This is a genomic window from Dactylosporangium sp. NPDC050588 (genome assembly GCF_040654975.1).
Taxonomy (GTDB): domain Bacteria; phylum Actinomycetota; class Actinomycetes; order Mycobacteriales; family Micromonosporaceae; genus Dactylosporangium; species Dactylosporangium maewongense.
Map to the genome: position 1 here is coordinate 13774 of NZ_JBFAJA010000057.1, position 19366 is coordinate 33139.

A 19366-nucleotide genomic window follows, 5' to 3' on the forward strand; every position below is an offset into this window, starting at 1 on the left:
TGGGCTCTCCTGCCGGTCAGTGCTCGTAACCGGATAACCCGGGTTCGGCGCCCTCGTCCCAGCCGGGCTCCAGCTCGTCGTCGGCGCCGGCGAGGTCACGCGCCCATTCGTGGGCCCGCTTGGCGACCCGCAGCACCATCACCGACCGGCTCTCCATGACGCCCTCCAGGTGGCCCAGGCGCTCGGTCCAGAACCGGCGCATGGTGTTGGTGGAGGCGAAGTAGCCGACGGCGATGATGTCGAACTGGCCGGTCACGTGGTAGACGTAGGCCATCTCGGGCATGCCGGCGAGCTTGTCGATGAGCTGCTCGGTGGCGCCTGGGGCGCTCTGGATCTCGAAGAGCGTGTGCACCGGGCGGCCCATGAAGGGTGCGCTGGGGATCGCGGAGAACTGCAGCTTGCCTTCGGCGAGCAGGCGGTCGATCCGGCGGCGCACCGAACCCTCGGAGAGCCCGACCTTGGCCGCCAGTGCGACGTTGGTCTGTCTCGGGTCCTGCACGAGCTCCCGGATGATGGCGCGATCCTTCACGATCGAGCTCTTGGATGTCATCGGGCTCCAACTCTCAATCGACGTAATTCGTCGCTCGCCGGAGCCTAGACGACGAAGATCGCCTGTGCAACACTCCCGAGTGACGAATGGCGACGTTCGCGCACCGAGTTTTGGGGAGTTTCGATGGCCTTGTTGGAGGTGCGCGACCTGCGCACGGAATTCCGCGCGGCGCGGGGCTCGGTGACCGCCGTCGACGGCGTCTCGTTCACCGTCGACGCGGGTGAGATGGTCGCGCTCGTGGGCGAGTCCGGCTGCGGCAAGTCGGCGACCGCGCAGTCCGTCATGGGCCTGATCGTGCCGCCGGCCGGGCAGGTCACCGGCGGTCAGGTGCTCTTCGAGGGCCGGGACCTGCTCACGCTGAGCCGCCGCGAGCTGCGGGCCGTGCGCGGCAAGGGCATCGCGATGATCTTCCAGGATCCGATGACCTCGCTGAACCCGGTGCTCACCATCGGCAAGCAGATCACCGAGACCCTGCAGGCCCACCTCGGGCTGAGCCGCCGGGCCGCCCGGGCACGGGCCGTCGAGCTGCTGGAGATGGTGCGCATCCCGGCCGCGCAGAGCCGCCTCGGCGCCTACCCGCACCAGCTCTCCGGCGGCATGCGGCAGCGCGTCATGATCGCGATGGCGCTGTCCTGCAACCCGCGGCTCATCCTCGCCGACGAGATCACCACCGCGCTCGACGTCACCATCCAGGCGCAGATCCTCGACCTGCTGCGCGACCTGGCCCGCGAGACCGCCACCGCCGTCCTGTTCATCACCCACGACCTCGGCGTCGTCGCCGGCATGGCCGAGCGGGTCAACGTCATGTACGCGGGGCAGATCGTCGAGCGGGCCGAGACCGTCGACCTGTTCCACCGCCCGCAGATGCCGTACACCTGGGGCCTGCTCGGCTCGGTCCCGCGCCTCGACCTGGTCCGTGGCGGGCGACTGCGGCCGATCGCGGGCCGCCCGCCCGAGCTGACCGCGATGCCGCCCGGCTGCCGGTTCGCGCCCCGCTGCGCGCACGCCCGGGACAGCTGCGCCGACGCCGTGCCCGACCTCGTCCTCACCCATCAGGTCCCCGACCGGGGCCAGCTCAACCGCTGCTGGGGCATGCGCCCTGCGGACGCGGGCGGCTGGCTGTCGGACGAGGACCGCTTCGCCGAGCAGTCCGTGGAGGCGCGATGACCAACCTCTTGGAAGTCCGGGACCTGGCGGTCGACTTCAAGGTGCCGCGCCGCGGCTCGCTGCTGCCGGCCCGGCTGCGCGCGGTGGCCGGCGTCGACCTCGACATCCGCCGCGGCGAGATCCTCGGCGTGGTCGGCGAGTCCGGCTGCGGCAAGTCCACCACCGGGCGGGCCATCCTGCAGCTGCTGCGGCCCAGCCGGGGCAGCGTCAGGTTCGACGGCACCGAGCTGACCACGCTGCCCGGCCGCCGGATGCGGGCGATGCGCCGCCGGATGCAGATGATCTTCCAGGACCCGTACGCGTCGCTGAACCCGCGCATGAGCATCGGCGAGCTCATCGAGGAGCCGCTGCTCGTGCACTCCGACCTGTCCGCGGCCGGCCGGCGGGCGAAGGCGCAGGAGATCATGCGGCTGGTCGGGCTCAGCGACCGCTGGCACGACCGCTACCCGCATGAGTTCTCCGGCGGCCAGCGCCAGCGGGTCGGCATCGCGCGGGCCCTCGTCAGCGGCCCCGACTTCGTCGTCGCCGACGAGCCGGTCTCCGCCCTCGACGTGTCCGTCCAGGCGCAGATCGTCAACCTCCTCGAACAGCTGCAGGAGGAGCTGGGCCTGACGATGATGTTCATCGCGCACGACCTCGCCGTGGTCCGGCACCTGTGCGACCGGATCGCGGTGATGTACCTCGGCACCGTGGTCGAGGTGGGCGGGTGCGAGGAGCTGTACCAGTCGCCGCGACACCCCTACACGAAGGCGCTGCTGTCCGCGGTGCCGATCCCGGACCCCCTCGTCGAGACCAAGCGGCAGCGCGTCCTGCTCACCGGCGACGTGCCGAGCCCGCTCGACCCGCCCAGCGGCTGCCGCTTCCGTACCCGATGCTGGAAGGCGCAGGAGGTGTGCGCGACGACCGTGCCCGTGCTGACCGACCCGGCGGACGGGCACCGGGTCGCCTGCCACTTCCCCGAGCCCGCGACCGTCGCGGCCGCGGGGGTGTGACCGTGCTGCACCGCAGTCTCGTCGGCGGCGAATGGGTCGACGGCGACCGCCGCCCGAACGTGAACCCGGCCCGGCCGGACGAGGTCGTCAGCGAATACGCCGAGGCCGGCCCGGACACCGCCCGCGCCGCCGCCGAGGCCGCCCGCGCCGCCCAGCCCCGGTGGGCCCGCACACCCGTCGCCGAGCGCATGGCGGTCCTCGACAGGATCGGCACCACGATCCTCGGCCGCGCCGAGGAGCTCGCCGTGCTGCTCGCCCGGGAGGAGGGCAAGCTGCTCGGCGAGGCCCGCGGCGAGGTCGTCCGGGCCGGGCAGACCTTCCGCTACTACGCCCACCAGTTGCTGCAGCCGCAGGGCGAGGTGTACGCGTCCACCAGGGACAACGTCCACGCCGAGGTGCGCCGCCGGCCGCTCGGCGTGGTCGCGGTCATCACGCCGTGGAACTACCCGATCGCGATCCCGGCCTGGAAGGTGGCGCCGGCACTCGCCTACGGCAACGCGGTCGTGCTCAAGCCGGCCGAGCTGGTGCCCGCCTCGGCCGGTGAGCTGGCCGGGATCATCGCCGGCTCGGGCCTGCCGCCGGGCGTGTTCAACCTGGTCCTCGGGGCCGGGCGGACGGCCGGCGAGGCGCTGCTCACCGCGCCCGGCGTCGACGGCGTGTCGTTCACCGGCGGCACCGGCACCGGCGCCCACGTCGCACGCCAGTGCCTCACCCACGGCAACAAGCGCTTCCAGCTGGAGATGGGCGGCAAGAACCCGCTCGTCGTGCTCGACGACGCCGATCTCGAGGTGGCCGTGCGCTGCGCCCTGGACGGCAGCTTCTTCAGCACCGGACAGCGCTGCACCGCGTCGAGCCGCCTCATCGTGCAGGACGGCATCCACGACCGGTTCGTCGCCGCGCTCGCCGCCGCCGCCGAGGCGCTGACGGTCGGCGACCCGCTCGACCCGCGCAGCCAGGTCGGCCCGGTGGTCAGCCCGCAGCAGCTCGCCCAGAACCTCGGCTACGTCCAGGTCGGCACCGCCGAGGGCGCATCCGTGGCCGCCGGCGGCACCAGCGACGGGCAGTTCATGCGCCCGACGCTGCTCACCGGCGCGCACAACGGCATGCGGGTGGCCCGGGAGGAGATCTTCGGCCCGGTCTCCTGCGTCATCCGCGTCGGCGACCTCGACGAGGCGATCGCGGTCGCCGCCGACACCCGCTACGGGCTCTCGGCCGGCATCGTCACCACGTCCCTCGCCGCCGCCGAGCGCTTCAAACGCGACGCACGGGCCGGCATCGTCACGGTCAACCTGCCCACCGCCGGCACCGAGCTGCACCTGCCGTTCGGCGGCACCGGAGACTCCAACCACGGCCCGCGGGAGCAGGGCGGCTACGCCCGGGACTTCTACTCGGTGCCGGTGACTTGCTACACGGGCTGGTGAGACCGCATGCCTGAGATCCTGCTGACCGAGCCGATCGCGGACGCCGGGATGGAGCTGCTGCGGGCCGCCGCCGAGGTGCGCGTCGCCGGCGTCACCGACCCGGCCGCCCTGGCCGCCGGCCCGCTCGCCACCGCCGACGCCCTCGTCGTGCGCTCCTCCCCCGTCACCGCCGCCATGCTCGAGGCCGCGCCGCGGCTGCGGGTCGTCGGCCGCCACGGCGCCGGCCTCGACGGCATCGACCTCGCCGCGGCGCAGCGGCTGGGCATCCCGGTCGTCAGCACGCCGGGCGCCAACGCCGAGTCGGTCGCCGAGTTCGTCGTCCTCGCCGCGCTGGCCCTCGCCCGGCAGCTGCCGGGGGCCGTCGCGACCCTCGCGAGCGGCGGCTTCCCGGCCGGCCGTTCGCTGCCCTCCTCAGTCGTCGCCGCCGGCCTGACCGGCATCATGCTCGCCGGCCGGACGCTGGGCCTGGTCGGGCTGGGCGCGATCGGCCGCGGCGTGGCCGTCCGCGCGCTGGGCCTGGGGATGACGGTCATCGCGTTCGACGTCGCCGCGGTGGAACCACCGCAAGGCGTCCGTCTGGTGCCGCTGGACGAGCTGCTGCGCTCGGCCGACGTGGTGAGCCTGCACGTGCCGCAGACCCCGCAGACCACCGGCCTGATCGGCGCCGTCGCGCTGGCGTCGATGCGGCCCGGCGCGCTGCTGGTCAACACCGCCCGCGCCGGGGTCGTCGACCACGCCGCCGTCCTCGCCGCGCTCGACGCCGACCGGCTGCACGGCTACGCCGTCGACGTGTTCGCCCCGGAGCCGCCCCCGCCCGGCGACCCGCTGCTGCACCACCCGCGGGTCCTGGCGACGCCGCACATGGCGGCGATGACCTCCGACGCGCTCGACGCGATGGCCGTCGCCGTCGCCCGGGGCGTCCTCGACGAACTCGCGAAAGGACGATCGCTGTGACCCCGCCCGCGACCCTGCCCGTGCTGGACTACTTCGGCGTCGACGGCCGTATCGACGACGAGAGCCGCGCCCTGCGCGAGGCCGTGCGCACCTACGTCGACCGGCGGATCCGGCCGCACATCGCCGGCTGGTACGAGGAAGGCAGCCTCCCGGTCCGCGACCTCGCCCGGGAACTCGGCTCCCTCGGCGTGCTCGGCATGCACCTGCAGGGCTACGGCTGCGCGGGCACCTCCGCCCTCGCATACGGACTCGCCTGCTTCGAGCTGGAGGCGGCCGACTCGGGCCTGCGCTCGCTGGTCTCGGTGCAGGGGTCGCTCGCGATGTACGCCATCCACCGCTACGGCTCGGAAACCCAGCGCGAGCAGTGGCTCCCGGCCATGGCGAGCGGCACGGCGATCGGCTGTTTCGGGCTGACCGAGCCGGACTTCGGCTCCGACCCGTCGGGCATGCGCACCCGCGCCCGCCGCGACGGCTCGGACTGGATCCTCGACGGCACCAAGATGTGGATCACCAACGGCTCGGTCGCCGACGTCGCCGTCGTCTGGGCCCGCACCGACGAAGGCATCCGCGGCTTCCTGGTGCCCGCCGGCACGCCCGGCTTCGCCGCCCCGGAGATCACCCGCAAGCTCTCCCTGCGTGCCTCCGTCACCGCCGAGCTGGTCCTCGACGGGGTACGGCTGCCCGCCGACGCGATGCTGCCCGGCGCGACCGGCCTGTCGGCCCCGCTGTCCTGCCTCAACGAGGCCCGCTTCGGCATCGTCTTCGGCGCCCTCGGCGCCGCGCACGACTGCCTGTCGACGACCATCGCGTACGCCGGAAGCCGCGAGATCTTCGACCGGCCCCTCGCGGCCTACCAGGCGACCCAGCTGAAGCTCGCCGACATGACCCTGGAGCTCGGCAAGGGCTTCCTGCTCGCGCTGCAGCTGGCGGCGCTGAAGGACGCCGGCACCCTGGACCACCGCCAGATCAGCCTGGGCAAGCTCAACAGCACCCGTGAGGCGATCGCCATCGCCCGTGAGTGCCGCACCATCCTCGGCGCCGCGGGCATCACACTGGACTACCCGGTGCTGCGCCACGCGTCGAACCTGGAGTCGGTCCTGACCTACGAGGGCACGTCAGAGGTCCACCAGCTGATCATCGGTCAAACCGTGACCGGCCACGCCGCCTTCCGCTGACGCCGGACCCCATCGGTCGACTGCCGCTCACGGCCTTTCCCGGACGATGCGCGGCGTGCTGAGATCCTGGTTGTCGATGAGAACGTCGGCGCGCGCATGCGGAGTGCAGGCGGCGTAGTAGATGCGCTGGGCGTCCATGTAGCGGCGGTTGCCCGGGTGGTCGGGGTCGGGGTCGGCACCGTCGCGGAGTGCCATGCGCTTCGCCGTCACCGCGAAATCCACATCCAGGAACACCGATATCTCCCACGCCGTGACGAGCTCGTCCCGATGGAGGAAGAGCCCGTCGACGATGAGCACGGTGCCGACGGCAGCGATCCGCAGCGGCGTCACGCGTTCGGTGTCGGTGACGACGTCGTGCACGGCCGTCCGGTAGCGGCGGTCTCCGCCGGCCCCGAACCGGTCCAGCACCTCGCTGCGGAACCGCGCGTGGTCGAAGGCGTGCCGCCAGAAGCCTTCGGGTGAGTCGCGACCCAGTTGGTACCGCACAGCGCGCGGGTGATGAAAGTCGTCGAGGGAGACCCGGGCAACCGGACGACCGAGCGCACGGACCACAGCGGCCAACTCGTCGGCGAACGTCGTCTTGCCGGACGCGTCCGGCCCGTCGATCCCGACGCGGACGCAGGCGCCACCTTCCGGCACGGGCACCAGGCCGGCCACCCGCCGGACGACCCGCCCTCGCTCAACCGAGCTGATCACCCGACGAGCATCGCAGACAGGCGCGTCCTCCGGCGACCAGCACCGCCATCAACCGACGGTGTCGAGGTCGCAAGCCGTGCGGTGCTCGGGTCATGGCTTGGGGTAGGCGTCCACCCAGACGTTGTGCCTCGGCTTGGAGCTGTGCACGGGTGAAGCCGCCGCCGAACCTCGACGCTGCGACCAGGTCCAGAAACTTCACGAACTCGTCTGCACCCGGCAGAGGCTGGTCGTAGTCGGGAAGTTGTTCGCCCCGGGATGTCCATTCCCGGCAGACTCGCGTGCTTTCGTCCTCACCCCGCCGGTACGCATCCCGCCAGTCGCGCTCGTTGACATCGAACAACGGCTCGACGGGCAGGAGCGGTTCGAGGCCAAGCGCCGCGACGAGAGCGTAGACCGCGGTCTCGTCCGTCGTCGTGCCCAGCGCGTCGAGGATGCGCTCGGCCGTCGTGTCAAGCCCGGCGGCGGCTGCCCATTCGAGCAGGTTGCCGCCCAGCGCGGCCTGGTCGTCGGGCGGCACGTCGACGCCTTCCGGCAGCCGCAGCGTGCAGAACTCGTGATGGTCGTAGCCGCACCGACCCTCTGGCAGCTGCGCGCCGCGGGCAATGAGCCCTTCGACGTCGGCGTCGGCTTCGGCTTCGTCGGCGAAGTGCGCCGTCCACGACCGACCGTCGGGTGTCGCGGCCGCGTACTGCAGGCACGAACTCTCCGAGACCCACACCGCCAACGCCGGCGCGCCGGTGGCCTCCGCCAGCGGCACCGGCCCGCCGTGGATGGCCGGCCACTCGTGGTGCATCGGCGTCTTGAGCCCGGCCAGCTGCCACCCTTCCTGGTGCCGGCCGATGAGCATGCACCGGCTGCCGAACGCCGACCGCATGCCGGACACATGCGGCAGCAGCGCCGCCGACCGGGCCAGCACGTAGGTGCCATAGAACGCCACTCAACGGCCCCCGAGCCCACTGCACTGGTCGTATGACCCTACGAGCTGACGTGAACGCGCAGAGCGGCATCTCCGCGCACGTGATCACGGCGGTGTGGCCACCGGGTGCGTCCATGTCGATGGATCCGAATGCTGCGGCGTGTCGTCACTGGCCAAGACGGATCATCGCTGCGGCCTGGGACGGGGTGAAGCCCTCGGCCTCACCCGGTACGTCGACGACAATGCGGATGCCTTCGCCGACGAGCCGGCCGCGATCCGTGCTCCGCGCCGTGATCCAGGCGTACTGTCGCACCTCATGCGGCGGCACACGGGCCGGCGTGGAGCGCCGCGCATTACGGCGGAGCAGAACCGGTTCGGCGACCCGGAACCGCAACGCCGTGACCGGGCGATCGTGCCGTGCGGCCAACGCGATCATCCTGCTCCGCGCATGGGCCATCACGTGAGTGGCATCAACCACCACGGGCAGCGCCGCGGCCAGCCGCGCCTCGACGCGACGGTCCATCTCCTCGAACAACGCCGGATCGTCATCAACGTCGAACCGGCTGCCGAAGCGCTCGCGGCGGATCAGGTCGCACGACACGACACCGTCCGCGTCGATCCGGCCACCGCACACCCAGGCTTGCGCAAACGTGGTCTTCCCCGCCGCCGGCGGACCGACCAACAAAATCAGCCCAACCGGCACAACCACGCCGGACCGCTGATCCACATACTCGACGTCATCGAACATGAGCAACCTCTACCCAACCACGTGATCCGGCTGGTCATGTGCCACACGCGACCGAAGTGGCGCGCCCGGAAGGTGACCTCGTCGCCGAGCTCGACCCGCCGCCGGCCCGTGCTCGTGGTGGCTGTCTCCCCGCTCGTCGCCAGGGAAGCGGCATGGACGTCCATGTCGAGTTCCAGACCGAAGACCACCTCCGAGCCGGCCTCGATTTCCGTCACCACCTCGATCAGCGCATGCACCCGGCAAGCGTATGACGGTCCACGGGAACATCCGCCGCGGTCGTCGATCTCGGCTGCGGCACGGGCAGTCTGGCGACCCTGCTGGCCGAGGCCGGGCACCACGTCTGCGGCCTGGATGCGTCCGCCAAGATGCTCGCCGTGGCGCGGCGCAAGGCGGTGGACCACGGCGTTGCGGTGCCGCTGATCCGTGGCGACGCGTCGCGGCCACCGCTCGCGCCCGGGTCGTTCGACGTCGTGCTGGTCCGGCACGTCCTGTGGGCGGTACAGGAGCGCGACACGACACTCGCCCGATGGATCAGGCTCCTCCGGCCGTCGGGAAGGCTCGTGCTCATCGAAGGCCGGTGGGCGACAGGTGCCGGACTGTCGGCGGCGGAGGCGAGCGCGCTCCTTCTCCGTCATGGCCGGAGCGCCGAGCTGCGGCTGCTCGACGATGCCGTGCCCTGGGGCAAGACCATCACCGATGAGCGTTATCTGCTGCTCAGCAGGCAAGCACGCGATCACGACGGCGGACGCGGATTGGCATGATCGCAGCATGGCCACCTATGAAGTCGCGTTGGTGCTGCTCGTCGACGCCTCCGGGGCGGTGCTCCTGCAGCTTCGCGACGATCGGACCTCGGTCTCTCCGAATCAGTGGAGCTTGCCGGGCGGCCACGTCGAGCAGGGCGAGACGCCAGAACAGGCGGCGCACCGGGAGTTGCTCGAGGAGGCGGGCCTGACGGCGGGAGAGCTGCGTCTGTTGTGGAGCGGTCCGCGTCCGTACGAAGCAGGCTTCCCGCACACGGTGACCGTTCACGTCTTCCACGGCACGACCGACGCCACGCAGCGGGACGTGGTGGTCGGCGAGGGACGCGCGATGGTGTTCGTCCCGCGGGAACAGCTTCTCGACCGCGACCTGGCCGCGACGACCGCTACTGTCCTGCCGCTCCATCTGGGCGGGGCTGGCGAGGCCCGCTGATCCGGAAGCGCAGGAACGGCTGGCCGGCGACCTCGAGCGATCCGTCGGGCCGGAATCCCAACCGTCGTACGGCGGCGGCGGTGCCCCGGCTGGGTGGCAGCAGGACGGTCACGTCGTGCAGGCCGAGCGGGCCGAACGCCTCGGCCAGGATGCGCTCGGCGATCGCCCGCCCGTGGCCCCAGTACGCCGGGCGCAGCACGAGGGCCAGGTCGGCCTCGCCGTCCTCGGGCTGTAGGCCGCCCCACCCGGCGAACGCCCCGTCGACCAGCAACGCCCACGGACCGTAGCCATGGTCGTGCCACATGGCCTCCTTGGCGGCCACCCAGGCGGTGCAGTCCTCCGGGCCGAACCTGCCGACGGCGAGCGGCATGTGCCGGCGGACCCGGGGGTCGTTCATGAGGTCGATCAGGTCAGCGGGGTCCACCTCGGTCAGCCGGGCCAGGGTCACCATGCCCACGACGCTACCGGCGCCGGGGCTCGGGGTCAGGCGCGGCACCGTCGCTGCGGTGTACCGGCCGGACGCGGATCAGGGTGACAGGGGCAGGTCCACGGTCGCGAGCTGCCCGGCGATCGGCGATTGCGCCACCCGTACGGTGAACGCGAGGCGCAGATCGCGGGCGACGTCGTGCGCCGCGCTCAACGCGCCGACCGCCAACGGATCCATCTCGGTGACGCCGCCGAGGTCGACGAGGACCGCGGCCGCTTGACGGTGCAGCATGGTGGTGACGAGCGCCCGCCGCAGCGAGACGGAGGTGTCGGCCTCCACCCGCCCGCGCACCTGGATGGTGTGGACTGCGTCGTGGCCTTCGATGACGGAGACGGTACCCACGGTCTGCTCCGATGCATGAGGTGGTAACTACGGCATCCGTGTCGCTGCGCTCAACCTATGCCCAACCGCTACGCGCCGGTAGCAACCCGGCGGACAAAGTTTCACCGACGTTTCGCCCGCCGGGCCGGGACGACAGAGCTGGCACGTGAAACGTTCACGCCCAGAGCGCGGCCATGCCGTTCGCGGGGTTTCGACCCGGAGCTGTTCGGGCAGATCAGGTCGAGCTGGACCACCCGCTCCGGCACCGCCTCCGCGGACTTCGTCCACGTGCCGAAGACCGGCGCGGTCGCGGCGCAGACCCTGACGCTCAACCTCAACGGCACCACGTTCCAGAGCCTGCGCCAGGGCGGCACCGACCTGGTCCGCTCAACATCATCATGTTCGACCCGCCGGTGCTCGCCGGCGCGACCGGCACCACGGCGGCGTTCACGCTGCCGACCCAGTTCCGCGGCGACCAGCTCGCCACGATGGAGGCGAAGTACGCCGACGGCAGCACCGTCACCGGCACCACCGCCTGACCCTGCCGCCGGCGGACCGGCCCGCCGTGAACCCCGCGGCGGGCCGGACATCACGACCCGAGCGAACTCGTCGCCCTTCCGGCACATGCGGTGACGGCGGCGATCGCGGCGCGGACGACCTCCGGCCGGGCCTTGAAGCCGAAGACGGTGAGCGCCAGCACCGGGTTTCCCTCGTTGTCGAAGACCGGCGCGGAAATCACCCGCGCCTGCGCCAGGACCTCGTCGGACAGCTCCGGGGGCTCGTAGTCGAGGGAGGCCACCAGGGCGTCGAGCTCCTCGTTGCCCACGGCGCCGGGTTCGGCGGCGAGCCGCTCCAGGGCCGCGGCGAAGCGCCGGTGCCCCTCGCTGCCGAGGCCGATGGAGAACCCGCGCTCCCGGATGCGGGCCAGAGCCCGGATCTCGGCCTCCTGCGAGTCCGGAGCGAACCGGGCCACCCACGCCTCCTGTTCCCGCTCGGGCGCCCACGCCTCGAAGATCGAGGGGCCGTGCGGCCGGAATGGAAGCCGCTGGCCGACCAGCGTGGTGGGCTGCGCCGAGGGTGTCGCGGACGGCGGGTCGAGCTGGCCGACCACGACGACGCTGTCGCTGACGGGTGCGGTCACCAGACACCGCAGGCCGTGGTCGGGCAGCTCCTGCGCGATTGAACGGATGAGCTCGAAGTGGCGCAGCGGGCGGGTGAGCCGCATCTCCGGGTCGTAGGCGGTCAGGGTGAGCGGCGCGAAACTGCCATAGCCGCTGCGGAAGAACAGCAGGGGCAGCTCGGTGCTCGCGGTGTCGAGGTGCCGCACCTCGGCAAGCGCGATCTTGTGGTCACCGGCGTCGTGCACCGCGACCGGGACGCAGTCGATCCAGGCCACCGCGCCGTCGATGATCGGGGCGCCGGACGGGGCCGGCCGCCAGGGGACGCCGTCGAACCGCTCGGCGAGCGGAGCGGTCGCGATCCGGCGGCACACGTCGGTCTGGTGGGCGGCGAGGATGTTGACACACCAGTTGCCGGCCCGCTGCAGGTGCGGCCAGGTCTCCGAGGTGACGCTCGGGTAGAACCCGACCAGCGGAGGGTTCAGCGACACCGAGGAGAAGGAGCCGACGACCATGCCGATCGGCGGGCCGTCCTCCGGCTGGGCGGTGATCACGCAGACGCCGGTGGGGTACTGCCCGAGGACGTGGCGGAACCAGGCGGGATCGTCGGCCGAGCCGGCCGTCCGGTGGGCGGTGCTGAGCGACATCCTCGTCCTCTCCATCGGGCTCACGCGTCTGCGGGCCGCAGTTCGCGGTCCTCGCGCAGGCCGATCGCGTCCGCCCACAGGGTCGTCAGGTGGTCGATCACGCCCTCGGGATCCAGGGGCGGGTCGGGCGGGTCGGCGACGAAGGCGTCGTAGCAGTACGCGCTCACCATGAGGCTCAGGGCGCGCGCCGTCTCCTCCGGGTCGAGGCCCGATCGGACATGCCCGCTCTTCATCCCGCGGGCAAGGGACCGGGCGAAGGAGCGGCGGAAGTCGCCGACCCATTCCCGGCGCAGCTCGGCCAGCCGGGCATCGCTGTGGCTGGCGGTCTCCCAGAGGCTGAAGAAGTCGCGGTTCTCCCACTGCGTCGTCACGATCGCGCTGATCGCCCGGCGCAGGCCGAGGCGGCCGGTGGCCGCGTCCCAGAAGTCGGCGCCGCGGTTCAGCATGCGCAGGGCACTCTCGCCGGCGAGGGTCGCCACGATGTCGTCGCGGTCGGCGAAGTACTGGTAGACGGTCCCCAGGCTCACCCCGGACTGCTGGGCGATGTCGTTGAGGGAGAGGTTCGCGTAGCCGTCGCGGGCGAAGAGCTGCTCGGCGACCTCGAGCAGCTTCTTGCGGGTGCGCATGGCGCGCGGGCCGACCGGGGTCTCCCGCCCGTCCTGGCGCCGGACCGCTCCCCGCAGGTTGGCGGCGACGCGCTCCAGGCGCCTGGTGCGCGCCGCGTCTGGCTCGTCGGACAGTTCCGGCATGCCGCCCCCTCTTCCTCGCCGGCGCTCTCTGGTGAACGCCGGAAAACCATAGCGCCATCTGTGTGGCGTACGCCACCCTGAATCTGAATAGATTCAGGAACACTTCCGAGCCCAGAGGTACCGCCCAACGAGGCAAGATCCGGGCATTTCCACTGAACTGCACGCCGCCGAACCGAGCCGAACCGGTTTCCGGCAGTCTCTTGCGCTCGGCGAGTTTCTGAGTAGATTCAGCAATCACTTGCTTGAGACCGGCGTCACACGCGCCCGGCTCCACCTTCTCCGCTCTCGATCGACACCCGCTTATGAGGGGGATCCCCATGGCTCGTCCGGCGCCCATGACTTTCGGTGTGTTCATCGCCCCGTTCCACGCGAACAACGACAGCCCGACGCTCAGCCTGCGCCACGACCTGGCGCTCATCGAGCTCGCCGACCGGCTCGGATACGACGAGGCATGGGTCGGCGAGCACCACTCCACCGGCGTCGAGCGCATCGCCGACCCGTTCATGGCGCTGTCGGCGGCGGCCGTCCGCACCTCGCGGATCCGGCTCGGCACGGGCGTGGTCAGCCTCCCGTACCACCACCCGCTGCTGGTCGCCGACCGCGTCGTCCTGCTGGACCACCTGAGCTACGGCCGCGCGATGCTCGGCGTCGGCCCGGGTGCGCTCATCTCCGACGCCGACATGATGGGCATCGCGCCGGTGACCCAGCGCTCCCGGATGAACGAGGCGCTGGACGTGATCATCCGGCTCCTCGACGGCGAGACCGTCACCGCGTCCACCGAATGGTTCGAGCTGCGCGAGGCCCAGCTGGCCTGGCTGCCGCTCAGTCCGGACGGCGTCCCGATCGCCGTCGCCAGCACGACCTCACCCTCGGGCGTGACCACCGCCGGCAAGCACGGCGTCGGCGTCCTGTCGCTGAGCGCCGGCTTCATCGGCGGGAAGAAGGACATGAAGGCCCAGTGGGAGATCGCCGAGCAGGCGGCCGCCGACGCCGGCACGACCATCAGCCGGGACGAGTGGCGGATGGTCGTGCGGGTCCACCTCGCCGAGGACCGCGAGCAGGCGATCCGCGACGTCGAGAAGGGACGGGCCGAGGAGCGGGAGCACTACTTCAAGCCGGTGCTGGGCCTGGAGAACGACTACACCCTCGCCGACGAGATCGCCGACGACAGCTCCATCATCGGCACGCCCGCGGACGCCATCGCGGCGATCGAGCGGATGCTCGATCAGACCGGCGGCTTCGGCGGATTCATGATCATGACGCACGACTGGGCCAGCCGGGAGAAGTCGCTGACCAGCCTCGAACTCTTCGCCCGCTTCGTCATGCCGCACTTCCAGGGCACGCTCACGGCCGCGCAGCGGTCCGCCCGTGTCGTCACCGAGAAGCGGCCGTCCTACAAGCCACTGGCCCAGGCCGCGATCTCCAAGGCCTACTCCGACTCCGGCCGCGAACTGCCGGCCGGCGTGAACATCCAGAGTCTGCGCTGACTTCGTCCCGAGCTGGACACCCCCTCCAAGCCGGAGACAGCTCGGATAATCCGAAAGGACCGACATGCCCTTCCCCACACCCCGTCATGTCCTCGTCCCGTTAGCCACCCTCGCGCTCGTGGCCGGCCTCGCCGCCTGCCGCGGCGCGGACACCCCGAGCACCACCGCCAGCAGCAGCGGCCCGATCAAGATCATGCAGATCGGGACCTTCGAGAGCCCGAACCTCTCACTCAAGGACGCCAAGGCCGGTCTCGACGCGCACGTGCAGTCCATCAACGCCGCCGGCGGCATCGACGGCCGGAAGATCGAGGTGACGTACTGCAACGACGCGTACAACGCCAACACCGGTGCGGCCTGCGCCCGCCAGGCCGTCAGTGACGGCGTCGTCGCCGTGGTCGGCGCGGCCAGCTCGCAGGCCCCCGCGGAACTGCCCGTGCTCGAGGCCGCCGGCATCCCGTGGCTGGCCGGCGCCGGATCGGGCGGCCCCACCGAGGGCACGAGCAAGGTGTCCTACCCGATCACCGGCGGCACCCAGTCGATGCAGGTCGGCCTGGGCCGGCTGCTGGCCAACAAGGGCGGCAAGAACATCGCGGTGATCGTCGCCGACGCGGCCGCCGCCTACGCCGCCGCCGACGACATCGCCAACGGGGCGAAGGCCGGCGGCGCCCAGTCGTACCGGATCCTGGCCCCGCTCGGCGCGCCCGACTTCAGCGCCGTCGCCTCCTCGGCGCTGGCCAAGACCCCCGACGCCATCGCCGTCGCCTCCACCGCGACCGATGCGCCGCGGATCATCCGGGCCGTCCGCCAGGCCGGGTTCAAGGGCAACATCGCGACCCTGGCGAACATCTTCAAGCCCGCCGACCAGAAGGCGCTCGGTGACCTCGCCGACAAGGTGTTCATCACGTCGTCCGCGGTCCCCGTGACCAACACCTCGATCCCGCAGGTGCAGCAGTTCCTGGCCGACATGGCCAAGTACCACCCGGAGGCCGTGACCGACAACGGCTCCCTGGGCACCTGGACCTCGGTCACGTTCCTCGTCGAGATCGTGAAGCGGCTGGGCGGCAACGTCTCCGCCGCCGCGATCACCGGCCTGCTGGACAAGCTCGACAAGCCCATCGTGCTGGGCACCGTGCCTGACTACGCCGGCATCCCCAACCCGCCGGTCGTCCAGACCTACCCGCGGGTGCCCACCTTCAAGGTGTACGTGTCCGAGGCCGTGGGCGGAACGCTCAAGCAGGACGGCGACGCGATCGACCCGCTGGGCGCCAAGTAGATGAACGCATCGGCGGCAGTGGCGGCAGTGGCACCCGGGGACGCGCCCGTCCTCGAGCTGCGCGGACTGAGCGCGGGGTACGACGACCTGGCCGTGGTGCGCGACGTCGACCTCAAGGTGATGCGCGGCGAGATCGTCGCGCTCCTCGGGGCCAACGGGACGGGCAAGTCGACGACGATCCTCACCGCGGCCGGCGAACTGCCGCCGATCGGGGGTGAGGTGCTGTGGCGCGGGACGGCCACGACCGCCCCGCTCCACGTGCGCGCCCGCATGGGCATGAGTTTCGTGCCCGAGGAGCGCTCGGTGCTGATGAGCATGTCCGTGCGCGACAACCTGCTGCTCGGGTCGGGACGCATCGAACGGGCCACGGAGCTCTTCCCCGAGCTCCAACCGCTCCTCGCGACCCGGGCCGGGCTGCTGTCCGGCGGCGAGCAGCAGATGCTGTCGCTGGCCAGGGCCCTCGCCGCGAACCCGGTCGCGCTGCTGCTCGACGAGCTGTCCCTCGGCCTCGCACCGCTCGTGGTCGACCGCCTGTTCGCCGCGCTGCGGCAGGCGGCCGACCGGGACGGGGTGGCCGTGCTGCTGGTCGAGCAGCAGGCCCGCCGGGCCATGGCGGTCGCCGACCGCTGGTATCTCCTGCGGCGCGGTGCCGTCGCGGCGACCGGGAACGCCGCCGACGGCATCGCGGCCGTGGAGTCCCTCTACCTCGGCGACGCCACCGTAACCGGAACGGAGTGACCGTGGAAATCGTCCAGTTCCTCCTGCTCGGCCTGGGCATCGGCGCGATCTACAGCCTCCTCGGCCAGGGGCTGGTGCTGATCTACCGGGGCTCCGGGATCGTCAACTTCGCGCAGGGCTCGTTCGTGATGGTCGGCGGCTACGCGTACTACGAGTTCCGCGTGGCGGCCGGGTGGCCGGCGATCCCGTCCGTCGTCGCCGCGACCGCGGTCGGCGTCCTGCTCGGCGTCGCCGTGCAGTTGCTGATCCTTCGGCCGATGCGCACCTCGTCACCGATCGAACGGGTGATCGCGACCCTGGGCGTGCTGCTCACCCTCCAGGCCGCCGCCGTGCTGCGGTACGGGGTGGGCCCCATCAGCGTGCCCTCCTTCCTGCCCACCACCGCCGTCGAACCGCTCCCCGGCGCGACGCTCGGCGTCGACCGGCTCATCATCCTGCTGATCGGCGCCGCGCTGACGGCGGCGCTGTACGCCGTCTTCCGCTGGACGTCGTTCGGTCGGGTGGCCAGCGCCATGGCCGAGAACCAGCGGGCCGTCGCGAGCCTGGGCCACTCACCGGACCGGATCGCGACCGCCAACTGGGCGCTCGCCGCCGGCATCGCGGCGCTGGCCGGCGCCCTGATCGGCCCGATCACCTACCTGCAGCCCACGCAGCTCACCCTGCTGATCGTGCCGGCCCTCGCGGCCGCGCTGCTGGCCCGGTTCGTCTCGTTCCCGATCGCCTTCGCCGGCGCGCTGGCGATCGGTGTCGTGCAGTCCCTGACGACCCGCTATGTCACGGTGACGGGCTGGGGCGACAGTGTGCCCTTCATCGTGATCGTGGCCTACCTGGTGCTGCGGGGAAGCTCGCTGCCCCTGCGCAGTCACGTGCTGGAACGCCTGCCCAGCGTCGGCGACGGCCGCATCCGGGTCGTGCCGGCGGTCCTCGTCGTCGGCGTGTTCGCCTTCCTCATCGCCTTCGTCGTCTCGCCGGTGTGGGCACAGGCGCTGACGGTCACGATGGCGTTCGCGATCCTCACCCTGTCGGTCACCGTCGTCACCGGGTATGCCGGGCAGCTGTCGCTGGCCCAGTACGTGCTCGCCGGGTCGGGGGCGTTCGCCGCGGCGACGTTCGTCTCCCGCGCGGGCTGGGGCTTCCTGCCGGCGCTGATCGGCGCGATGGTGGCCGCGGCGCTCGTCGGCGTGCTGGTCGCGCTGCCGGCGCTGCGGACCCGGGGCATCAACCTCGCCATCGCGACGCTCGGCATGGGCATCGTGCTGTTCAGCCTGGTGCTCAGCGACTTCAAGTTCGCCGGCGGCGACACCGGCATCCCGATCGGCGAGCCGTCGATCCTCGGCTGGGACTTCGGGGCGATCAAGCATCCCTACAACTACGGGCTCGTGGCGCTCGCGGCGCTGACCCTCAGCGCCCTGGCCGTGGCCAACCTGCGCCGCGGCCGGGTCGGCCGGCGCCTGCTCGCGGTCCGGTCCAACGAACGGGCCGCGGCCGCCCTCGGCGTCAACGTGTTCGTCGGCAAGCTCTACGCTTTCGCGCTCGCGTCGGCGCTCGCCGCGCTCGCCGGTGTCCTGCTGGCCTTCCAGGGCGCCACCGTCCTCCCGGCCCAGTTCGACGTGCTCACCTCGATCACCGTCATCGGCGTCTCGGTCGTCGGCGGCATCGGCACCATCGGCGGTGCGCTGCTCGCGTCCACGCTGCTGCCCGGCGGCGTCGGCACGCAGATCCTGCACGGCGTCGACAACCTGGAGCGTTACCTGCCGCTGGTCAGCGGGCTGTTCCTGCTCTACGTCCTGCGCAGCGGCCGCAACGGCCTGTACGAGATGAACGCCCACCTCGTGCGCCGCATCGGCCGGCTCCTGCGGGTGCCTTCCTTCCCGCCCCGGCCCCGGTCCGAGCGGGAACAGCCCGTCACGCCGCCACACGACCGCCGTCCGTCGCGGGCGCTGCACGTGTCCGACCTGCGGGTGCAGTTCGGCGGGGTCGTGGCCGTCGACGACGTGTCGCTGGACCTCGTCCCGGGCGAGGTGCACGGCCTGATCGGCCCGAACGGGGCCGGCAAGACGACGGTCATCGACGCGCTCACCGGATTCGTGCGACCCACCCGCGGCACGATCAGACTCGACGACAGTTCGATCGCGCCGTGGAGCGCGCGGCGCCGGGCCCGGGCCGGGGTCGCCCGGTCCTTCCAGTCCCTGGAGCTCTTCGCCGACCTGTCCGTCCGTGAGAACCTCGCGGTCGCGTGTGATGACGACAGTGCCCGCCGCTACGTCAGCGACCTCGTCGTGCCGGGCCGCATCCAGCTGACGCCGCCCGCCCTCGCGGCCATCCGGGAGTTCCGGCTCGAGGACGACCTCGACCGCAAGCCCGGCGAGCTCGCGTTCGGCAAGCGGCGGCTCGTCGCGATCGCCCGGGCGGTGGCGGCCGACCCGCGCGTGCTGCTGCTGGACGAGCCGGCGGCCGGGCTCAGCGACGAGGAGGCCCGGGAGCTCGGCACGCTCATCCGGACCCTCGCCCGGGACTGGGACATGAGCATCCTGCTCGTCGAGCACAACGTCGACCTGGTGCTCAGCACGTGCGACCGGGTCACCGTGCTCGAGGCCGGCGCCGTGCTCGCCCGAGGAACGCCCCAGGACGTCGCCCGGGATCCCCGGGTCATCTCCGCCTACCTCGGTCGCGAAGCGGACGAGTCCGACGACGGGGCCCGCGTGTGAACGCCGGCCCGGTCAACGCACCAGAGCA

20 protein-coding genes and 1 pseudogene are annotated in these 19366 nt (G+C 71.9%); 12 read left to right on the plus strand and 9 right to left on the minus strand.

The annotated features are described in order from the left end of the window. Positions 1-16: 16 nt before the first annotated feature. Complete coding sequence (locus tag AB0I21_RS34365) at positions 17-550, minus strand: Lrp/AsnC family transcriptional regulator (RefSeq protein WP_344512985.1); 534 nt, start codon at positions 548-550, stop codon at positions 17-19. A 123-nt stretch (positions 551-673) separates the two neighbouring features. On the opposite strand from AB0I21_RS34365, the gene AB0I21_RS34370 reads away from it, so the two are divergent. From AB0I21_RS34370 to AB0I21_RS34390, 5 genes are read left to right on the plus strand one after another with little or no spacing between them, the layout of a single operon-like run. After that, the gene (locus AB0I21_RS34370; RefSeq protein ID WP_360567429.1) at positions 674-1717 is read left to right on the plus strand and encodes an ABC transporter ATP-binding protein; all 1044 of its coding nucleotides are present in this window, start codon (positions 674-676) and stop codon (positions 1715-1717) included. Beyond that, on the plus strand, positions 1714-2709 hold the full coding sequence (locus AB0I21_RS34375) for an oligopeptide/dipeptide ABC transporter ATP-binding protein (protein ID WP_360567430.1): 996 nt from the start codon (positions 1714-1716) through the stop codon (positions 2707-2709). Before AB0I21_RS34370 ends, AB0I21_RS34375 begins: the two co-directional genes overlap by 4 nt. A gap of 2 nt (positions 2710-2711) precedes the next feature. Further along, positions 2712-4130 (plus strand): aldehyde dehydrogenase family protein, encoded by a 1419-nt coding sequence (locus AB0I21_RS34380; protein WP_360567432.1) that lies wholly within the window; start codon positions 2712-2714, stop codon positions 4128-4130. Positions 4131-4136: 6 nt separating this feature from the next. Further along, positions 4137-5084, plus strand: a complete 948-nt coding sequence (locus AB0I21_RS34385) for an NAD(P)-dependent oxidoreductase (protein WP_360567434.1) — start codon at positions 4137-4139, stop codon at positions 5082-5084. Positions 5085-5098: 14 nt separating this feature from the next. Beyond that, positions 5099-6259, plus strand: coding sequence for an acyl-CoA dehydrogenase family protein (locus AB0I21_RS34390; protein ID WP_360567555.1), 1161 nt, complete (start codon positions 5099-5101; stop codon positions 6257-6259). Between the two features lie 27 nt (positions 6260-6286). On the opposite strand, the gene AB0I21_RS34395 is transcribed toward AB0I21_RS34390, so the two are convergent. From AB0I21_RS34395 to AB0I21_RS34410, 4 genes are all read right to left on the minus strand, one after another. After that, entirely contained in the window at positions 6287-6916 is a 630-nt protein-coding gene (locus AB0I21_RS34395; protein ID WP_360567436.1) for a uridine kinase, read from the minus strand. 22 nt (positions 6917-6938) lie between these two features. Further along, on the minus strand, positions 6939-7892 hold the full coding sequence (locus tag AB0I21_RS34400) for a hypothetical protein (RefSeq protein ID WP_360567438.1): 954 nt from the start codon (positions 7890-7892) through the stop codon (positions 6939-6941). Positions 7893-8037: 145 nt separating this feature from the next. Further along, a complete protein-coding gene (locus AB0I21_RS34405; RefSeq protein WP_360567440.1) occupies positions 8038-8619 on the minus strand; it encodes an ATP-binding protein in 582 nt (193 codons plus the stop codon). After that, positions 8559-8855, minus strand: coding sequence for a hypothetical protein (locus AB0I21_RS34410; RefSeq protein ID WP_360567441.1), 297 nt, complete (start codon positions 8853-8855; stop codon positions 8559-8561). The genes AB0I21_RS34405 and AB0I21_RS34410 overlap by 61 nt, the downstream gene beginning before the upstream one ends. Positions 8856-8897: 42 nt before the next feature. On the opposite strand from AB0I21_RS34410, the pseudogene AB0I21_RS34415 reads away from it, so the two are divergent. Together AB0I21_RS34415 and AB0I21_RS34420 are read left to right on the plus strand one after the other, a co-directional pair. Continuing rightward, positions 8898-9380 (plus strand): annotated as a pseudogene (locus tag AB0I21_RS34415) (class I SAM-dependent methyltransferase); the annotation flags it as partial. Positions 9381-9387: 7 nt separating this feature from the next. After that, entirely contained in the window at positions 9388-9810 is a 423-nt protein-coding gene (locus tag AB0I21_RS34420; RefSeq protein ID WP_360567443.1) for an NUDIX domain-containing protein, read from the plus strand. Here the strand turns inward: AB0I21_RS34420 and AB0I21_RS34425 are convergent. Further along, a complete protein-coding gene (locus tag AB0I21_RS34425) occupies positions 9764-10261 on the minus strand; it encodes a GNAT family N-acetyltransferase (protein ID WP_360567444.1) in 498 nt (165 codons plus the stop codon). The two genes, AB0I21_RS34420 and AB0I21_RS34425, sit on opposite strands and share 47 nt — an antisense overlap. Before the next feature lie 75 nt (positions 10262-10336). Next, on the minus strand, positions 10337-10639 hold the full coding sequence (locus AB0I21_RS34430; protein WP_360567446.1) for a hypothetical protein: 303 nt from the start codon (positions 10637-10639) through the stop codon (positions 10337-10339). Between the two features lie 377 nt (positions 10640-11016). On the opposite strand from AB0I21_RS34430, the gene AB0I21_RS34435 reads away from it, so the two are divergent. After that, complete coding sequence (locus tag AB0I21_RS34435) at positions 11017-11157, plus strand: hypothetical protein (RefSeq protein WP_360567448.1); 141 nt, start codon at positions 11017-11019, stop codon at positions 11155-11157. A 50-nt stretch (positions 11158-11207) separates the two neighbouring features. Here the strand turns inward: AB0I21_RS34435 and AB0I21_RS34440 are convergent, their stop codons facing one another. Both AB0I21_RS34440 and AB0I21_RS34445 read right to left on the minus strand, forming a co-directional pair. Then, positions 11208-12383 carry a flavin reductase gene (locus AB0I21_RS34440; protein WP_360567450.1) on the minus strand — a complete coding sequence of 392 codons (1176 nt, stop codon included), beginning with the start codon at positions 12381-12383 and terminating at the stop codon, positions 11208-11210. A 20-nt stretch (positions 12384-12403) separates the two neighbouring features. After that, positions 12404-13132, minus strand: a complete 729-nt coding sequence (locus tag AB0I21_RS34445) for a TetR/AcrR family transcriptional regulator (RefSeq protein ID WP_344513018.1) — start codon at positions 13130-13132, stop codon at positions 12404-12406. Between the two features lie 335 nt (positions 13133-13467). Between AB0I21_RS34445 and AB0I21_RS34450 the strand changes: the two genes are divergently transcribed. From AB0I21_RS34450 to AB0I21_RS34465, 4 genes are all read left to right on the plus strand, one after another. Beyond that, positions 13468-14619, plus strand: coding sequence for an LLM class flavin-dependent oxidoreductase (locus AB0I21_RS34450; protein WP_360567452.1), 1152 nt, complete (start codon positions 13468-13470; stop codon positions 14617-14619). A 64-nt stretch (positions 14620-14683) separates the two neighbouring features. Further along, entirely contained in the window at positions 14684-15892 is a 1209-nt protein-coding gene (locus AB0I21_RS34455; protein ID WP_360567454.1) for an ABC transporter substrate-binding protein, read from the plus strand. A 27-nt stretch (positions 15893-15919) separates the two neighbouring features. After that, positions 15920-16630 carry an ATP-binding cassette domain-containing protein gene (locus AB0I21_RS34460; RefSeq protein ID WP_360567455.1) on the plus strand — a complete coding sequence of 237 codons (711 nt, stop codon included), beginning with the start codon at positions 15920-15922 and terminating at the stop codon, positions 16628-16630. Positions 16631-16632: 2 nt separating this feature from the next. Continuing rightward, positions 16633-19338 carry a branched-chain amino acid ABC transporter permease/ATP-binding protein gene (locus AB0I21_RS34465; protein WP_360567456.1) on the plus strand — a complete coding sequence of 902 codons (2706 nt, stop codon included), beginning with the start codon at positions 16633-16635 and terminating at the stop codon, positions 19336-19338. Positions 19339-19366: the final 28 nt, after the last annotated feature.

Excerpts from the sequence above, each read along its gene's own strand:
- AB0I21_RS34365 (WP_344512985.1), bottom strand. The coding sequence starts at position 550 with ATGACATCCAAGAGCTCGATCGTGAAGGATCGCGCCATCATCCGGGAG.
- AB0I21_RS34440 (WP_360567450.1), bottom strand. The coding sequence starts at position 12,383 with ATGTCGCTCAGCACCGCCCACCGGACGGCCGGCTCGGCCGACGATCCC.
- AB0I21_RS34385 (WP_360567434.1), top strand. The coding sequence starts at position 4,137 with ATGCCTGAGATCCTGCTGACCGAGCCGATCGCGGACGCCGGGATGGAG.
- AB0I21_RS34455 (WP_360567454.1), top strand. The coding sequence starts at position 14,684 with ATGCCCTTCCCCACACCCCGTCATGTCCTCGTCCCGTTAGCCACCCTC.
- AB0I21_RS34425 (WP_360567444.1), bottom strand. The coding sequence starts at position 10,261 with ATGGTGACCCTGGCCCGGCTGACCGAGGTGGACCCCGCTGACCTGATC.
- AB0I21_RS34375 (WP_360567430.1), top strand. The coding sequence starts at position 1,714 with ATGACCAACCTCTTGGAAGTCCGGGACCTGGCGGTCGACTTCAAGGTG.
- AB0I21_RS34420 (WP_360567443.1), top strand. The coding sequence starts at position 9,388 with ATGGCCACCTATGAAGTCGCGTTGGTGCTGCTCGTCGACGCCTCCGGG.
- AB0I21_RS34445 (WP_344513018.1), bottom strand. The coding sequence starts at position 13,132 with ATGCCGGAACTGTCCGACGAGCCAGACGCGGCGCGCACCAGGCGCCTG.
- AB0I21_RS34435 (WP_360567448.1), top strand. The coding sequence starts at position 11,017 with ATGTTCGACCCGCCGGTGCTCGCCGGCGCGACCGGCACCACGGCGGCG.
- AB0I21_RS34405 (WP_360567440.1), bottom strand. The coding sequence starts at position 8,619 with ATGTTCGATGACGTCGAGTATGTGGATCAGCGGTCCGGCGTGGTTGTG.
- AB0I21_RS34450 (WP_360567452.1), top strand. The coding sequence starts at position 13,468 with ATGACTTTCGGTGTGTTCATCGCCCCGTTCCACGCGAACAACGACAGC.
- AB0I21_RS34370 (WP_360567429.1), top strand. The coding sequence starts at position 674 with ATGGCCTTGTTGGAGGTGCGCGACCTGCGCACGGAATTCCGCGCGGCG.